Source organism: Epilithonimonas bovis DSM 19482, from assembly GCF_900108115.1.
Taxonomy (GTDB): domain Bacteria; phylum Bacteroidota; class Bacteroidia; order Flavobacteriales; family Weeksellaceae; genus Epilithonimonas; species Epilithonimonas bovis.
In genome coordinates this window covers 1-4,376 of the sequence record NZ_FTPU01000072.1, presented here as the reverse complement: position 1 = coordinate 4,376, position 4,376 = coordinate 1, and the positions used below count along the sequence as shown (strand labels likewise).

Below are 4,376 nucleotides of genomic sequence, written 5' to 3'. Positions count from 1 at the left end.
GAAAAAACAAGATATGGGCAGCAAGTTGCAAGATTAAGATTCCGTGCAAGAGCAGCAATAGAACCCTGTATTTCACATTTAAAAAGAAACCACTCCTTAGGATTAAACTTCCTTAAAGGAGTGGCTGGAGATATTCATAACGCCCTATTAGCAGGGATTGGATACAATTTGAAGATGAGATTGAACCAAATCAAACAACAAATTCTTTTTTGGCTCGAAGTTGTTCTCAAAATCTTCTTAGGCAAGTATAATTTTCAAAATGAAAAATTAGCTTTTTAAGGAATGACTAAGTAAAAGTGACGCTTTACGCAATTGATAAATAAAAACGCCCGATATTTATAGATATCGGGCGTTTTTTTATTAAAGAAAATTATTAAAAATTATTTCTTTTTCTCTACACCAAAGGTCTCCGGGAATCTTGCCATTGTAAAATCTCTGGAGATGGCAGCTTTCTCGAATTTAAGTTTTCCACTCAAAGTTTCAAGGACTACTCCATCTTCGTTAATCGAAAATATGGTTCCGTGCATCCCAGACGTTGTTACTACTTTAGCACCCGGTTTCAAGGCCTCCTGAAAAGATTTTTCCTGTTTCTGTTTCCTCATCTGCGGACGGATCATTAGAAAATAAAATCCAACGAACATAAGCCCGATCATCAGGATTGTTGGTGTCATAGACTGCGCCGGGGCAGCCTGCAAAAATATTGTTAGCATGATAATAATTATGGTAATATGTTAGCTGAAAATGTTAAACGGACTGGTGCTTTTTCTACATTAACGTACACATCTGCAATCTTGTTAACTGCACCGTCAAAGTTGGTAGAATCAAAATGTAATGTAATTTTACCTTTTTTACCAGGCAAGATAGGTTCTTTGGTATAATCCGGAACGGTACAGCCGCAACCAGGTTTAACATTAGATATAATCAATGGGTTTTTACCGGTGTTGGTAACTTCAAAAACGTGTTCTACTTTTTCACCTTTTTTGATTTCGCCAAAATTGTGGTCTGTCTCACTAAAAGCTACTGTGGTAAGCGGTTTTTCTTTAGCTTCTTTCAGCAACTCGTCCTCTGGCTGCTCTTCCTGCGCCAGCGCGTTGGTAACTGCAGTAGCTTGTGTAGAGTCTATGTTATCTGCAATCGGTGATCCTTCCACTTTTTTGGTACAGGAAAAAGCGATGTTGCAAAATATGGCAAGACTTAATAATTTTATGGATTTCATACTTACTTTAATTTATATGATTTGTTAAAATTTGATGGTAAGAATTGGAAAGTCGGTGTTTAGATCCTATTAAAATCTTTGGTATATTTATCCAAAACACCATTGATAAAGATATGAGATTTTTCTGTTCCGTAGATTTTAGAAATATCAATATATTCATTGATAATAATTCTGGATGCTGTTGCAGGAAACTGATCCATCTCTGTAATGGCGGCAATAAGAATAATACGGTCCATCAGTGCAATTCTTTCTATATCCCAGTTTAGAAGTCTCTCTCCCAGTTTTTTCTCGGTTTCTTCCCAGTTATTGAAAGATGAACGGAGTAATTTTTTGGCAAATGCTTCATCTTCATCATCCTTCAGCATTCGGATTAGTGTATGAGAAGTTTCGTCTTCTTTCATAAAACCAATGGTTTTCTGAATCATGCTGTTGGCAATGTGAAAATCATCTGCCCAGGACATTTCTTTTTCTTCGAAACGGTCATGCAAATCTGTATTTTCTGCGACATAACGCAAAAATAGCTTACCGATAAACTTTTGATCATCTTCAAAAGAAACCGTTTCATCTGCCATGTAATCCTGGTATCGTTTCCCCGCTTTTATCCTTTGGAAGGTCTTTACAAGAAGTTCATCATTGGGATCCCAGATAAGGTCTTTATGCTTTGATGAAAAACTTTTTCTTTCCTCGTTGTCTTCCAACTGAATCAGAATCTGATTTCGGACAAACTTTTGGTTAGGATTATCATCTGCATTGGTTTTCAAAAATTTGTTTTTTCCAATTTCTATCTGATCTTCTGCTAAGCGCTTCAACCCAACCAGAAAATTGAGTTCATAGATATACAAATGGTAGATTTTGCTGATGTCAAGAAACATTTTTTTCTCTAGAACATCATACTTAATTGGATTTTGATAATAAGAATACAGTGTTTCTACAATCTTTTCGCGGATTTGTCTTCTTCCCAGCATTTCAAAGAACTTTTATGGGTGCAAAGATACGTAAAATTGTCCAATCTGATGAAGAGGATTGTATTGTGTTTCAGATTTTCTGAGAATCAATCGCCTTCAGCTGGTTTAGGTTTTTAGAAAGTCTCTTCAGTATGATGCCGTAAGCGATCTTATAATATAATAAAATAAGAATAATGCAAATCAACAGACTAACTGTAACTCCGCTAATAAGCCCCCAAAAAGTAGGGTTGTCTATATGGATCTTCTGCAAACGCATCGTATAAATAATAAATGTAGTAAAACAGCCAATAACAAGTAACAGCAAAACAATATTAGAAATAATAAAAAGGTTGACAGTCTTCTTGAATGCGATGATATGGGTGATAAACTTCTTAAGATTAGCCTCTACATTGATCCTTTTATAATTAATATAAAAAATGATTACAAAAATACCTGTAATAACAAGGCTGGCAACCTTCATCCAATTATAGATCCTATCCAGCGAAAACTCTACCTGAGACTGATTCCTGATCTGGAGCCTGTTGAGAATGCTGGTAAAATCTGTATGAAAATTGGAAGAAAACAAGGTGATAAAATTAATCATCCCAAAAACAAAAAACTCCGCAATACTTATCCAAAGAATATATTTGACATAATTTCTTGATTTTTTGTTCAGCATCTTTTCTATATCCTCCTGGTTATAGCCATCAGCAATCGTCTGATTTTGCCAGGATTTTTTGAAAGAATCTATATCAAAGTCTTGGTTAGGCATGCTTTATCATTAGTTCTTTAAGCGTTTTCTTCAATCGGTTCATTTTAACACGTGCGTTCACCTCAGTAATACCAAGTGTTTCCGCAATTTCTCTGTAGGGCTCATCATCCAGATACATCATTACAATAGCTCGTTCTACATCAGGCAGCATCTTGATCACTTTATACAGCAGAGAGATCTGTTGCTCTTTTTCACCATTATCTTCTACAAAATTCTTACCATGGAAATCCTGTAACTCATCTGTCTGTGGCTGTTTTGTCTTTTTCCGGAAGAGCGTAATAGCTGTATTAAGGGCAACCCGATACATCCAGGTAGATATCTTAGAATTTCCCTGGAATGAGTCGTAAGATTTCCAAAGTTGTAACACAATCTCCTGAAAAAGATCCTCCTGATCTTCCAAAGAATGGGTATAAAGACGCGAGACTTTTATAATAAGTCCTTGATTGTCCTTTATCAATTTAGAAAAATCTGTCTCTTTGCTGTCCATTCCGCAAACGAAGATAAGAAATAATCTGTCAAGCTTAGCAATTAGGGCATCATTTCCGGCTGTCACTACTCGCTATCCAAAAAAAACCAAAACTAGTCCAAAGCTATTTTTTAGGATGAGCTCAAACATGCCGTTCCATCCGGGATGCGCTGCGCAAAAAAGAACTTGACAAATAGCATAGAAAATCCGGTCAATATAACTAGATTTGCAGAAGAGAAGTGTGGCTTGTTGATTCAGATCTGTCTGAATAGGAAAGTCCGGACACCATAGGGCAGCATAGCGGATAACATCCGTCATTTGCGAAAATAGGACAAGTGCAACAGAAAGCAAGTACAGTTCGGCTGTAGTGAAAACAGGTAAACTCTATGCGGTGCAATGCTAAGTATATCATCAGTCAAGAGCGGCCCGCTCGTTGATGAGGGGTAAGCAGCTAAAGATTTGCAGTAATGCAAATTGCAGATAAATAACAGGCTAAAACAGAATCCGGCTTACAGCACTTCTCTTTTCTTTTTTATATATCTTTTCCATAAAAAATACATTTATTAAAGCATGTTTATGAGATAAGCATTGTTCTTTTTATCAAAGTTAAAAAGAAATTGGCTTACAATCGTTATTATAACATTTAGGGTTATAAACAAAAAAAAGCTCATCAAAATAAATTGATGAGCTTTAAAAAAAAACTGGCGGCGACCTACTCTCCCGCTTTCGCAGTACCATCGGCGCTAGAGGGCTTAACTTCTGTGTTCGGAATGGGAACAGGTGAGCCCCTCTGCTAAAACCACCCTAAAAAGGTATATGGTTGTTAGTTGTCGGTTGATGGTTGTCGGAGTTTTCCAACAACTGTCAACAATCAACTGTCAACTTTTTAATCGATAAAAACGTTCACAAAGAGAGAACCTTTGTTGCGCAAAAAGCACTTGTATATTGTAACCAATAGGCTATAAATCTACGGGTAAT

At 36.3% G+C, this 4,376-nt stretch carries 5 protein-coding genes, 1 rRNA gene, 1 other RNA gene and 1 pseudogene; 2 read left to right on the top strand and 6 right to left on the bottom strand.

Annotated elements, in window-relative coordinates; all coding sequences use genetic code 11:
* A pseudogene (locus tag B0B05_RS17295) lies at window positions 1–279 on the top strand (hypothetical protein); the annotation flags it as partial.
* Between the two features lie 101 nt (window positions 280–380).
* Here the strand turns inward: B0B05_RS17295 and yajC are convergent.
* The 5 genes from yajC to B0B05_RS15935 all read right to left on the bottom strand — a co-directional run bounded on the left by yajC (window position 381) and on the right by B0B05_RS15935 (window position 3,419).
* On the bottom strand, window positions 381–710 hold the full coding sequence (yajC, locus tag B0B05_RS15955; RefSeq protein WP_076784565.1) for a preprotein translocase subunit YajC: 330 nt from the start codon (window positions 708–710) through the stop codon (window positions 381–383).
* Window positions 711–718: 8 nt separating this feature from the next.
* Window positions 719–1,216, bottom strand: a complete 498-nt coding sequence (locus tag B0B05_RS15950) for a DUF1573 domain-containing protein (RefSeq protein WP_076784564.1) — start codon at window positions 1,214–1,216, stop codon at window positions 719–721.
* Between the two features lie 59 nt (window positions 1,217–1,275).
* Complete coding sequence (gene nusB / locus B0B05_RS15945; RefSeq protein WP_076784563.1) at window positions 1,276–2,181, bottom strand: transcription antitermination factor NusB; 906 nt, start codon at window positions 2,179–2,181, stop codon at window positions 1,276–1,278.
* Between the two features lie 70 nt (window positions 2,182–2,251).
* Window positions 2,252–2,932 (bottom strand): hypothetical protein, encoded by a 681-nt coding sequence (locus B0B05_RS15940; protein WP_076784562.1) that lies wholly within the window; start codon window positions 2,930–2,932, stop codon window positions 2,252–2,254.
* Window positions 2,925–3,419, bottom strand: coding sequence for an RNA polymerase sigma factor (locus B0B05_RS15935; RefSeq protein WP_076784561.1), 495 nt, complete (start codon window positions 3,417–3,419; stop codon window positions 2,925–2,927). The genes B0B05_RS15940 and B0B05_RS15935 overlap by 8 nt, the downstream gene beginning before the upstream one ends.
* 212 nt (window positions 3,420–3,631) lie before the next feature.
* Between B0B05_RS15935 and rnpB the strand changes: the two genes are divergently transcribed.
* Window positions 3,632–3,926: RNase P RNA component class A (rnpB, locus tag B0B05_RS15930), an RNA gene on the top strand.
* A gap of 171 nt (window positions 3,927–4,097) precedes the next feature.
* Here the strand turns inward: rnpB and rrf are convergent.
* Window positions 4,098–4,205: ribosomal RNA gene (gene rrf / locus B0B05_RS15925) — 5S ribosomal RNA — on the bottom strand.
* Between the last annotated feature and the right edge of the window lie 171 nt (window positions 4,206–4,376).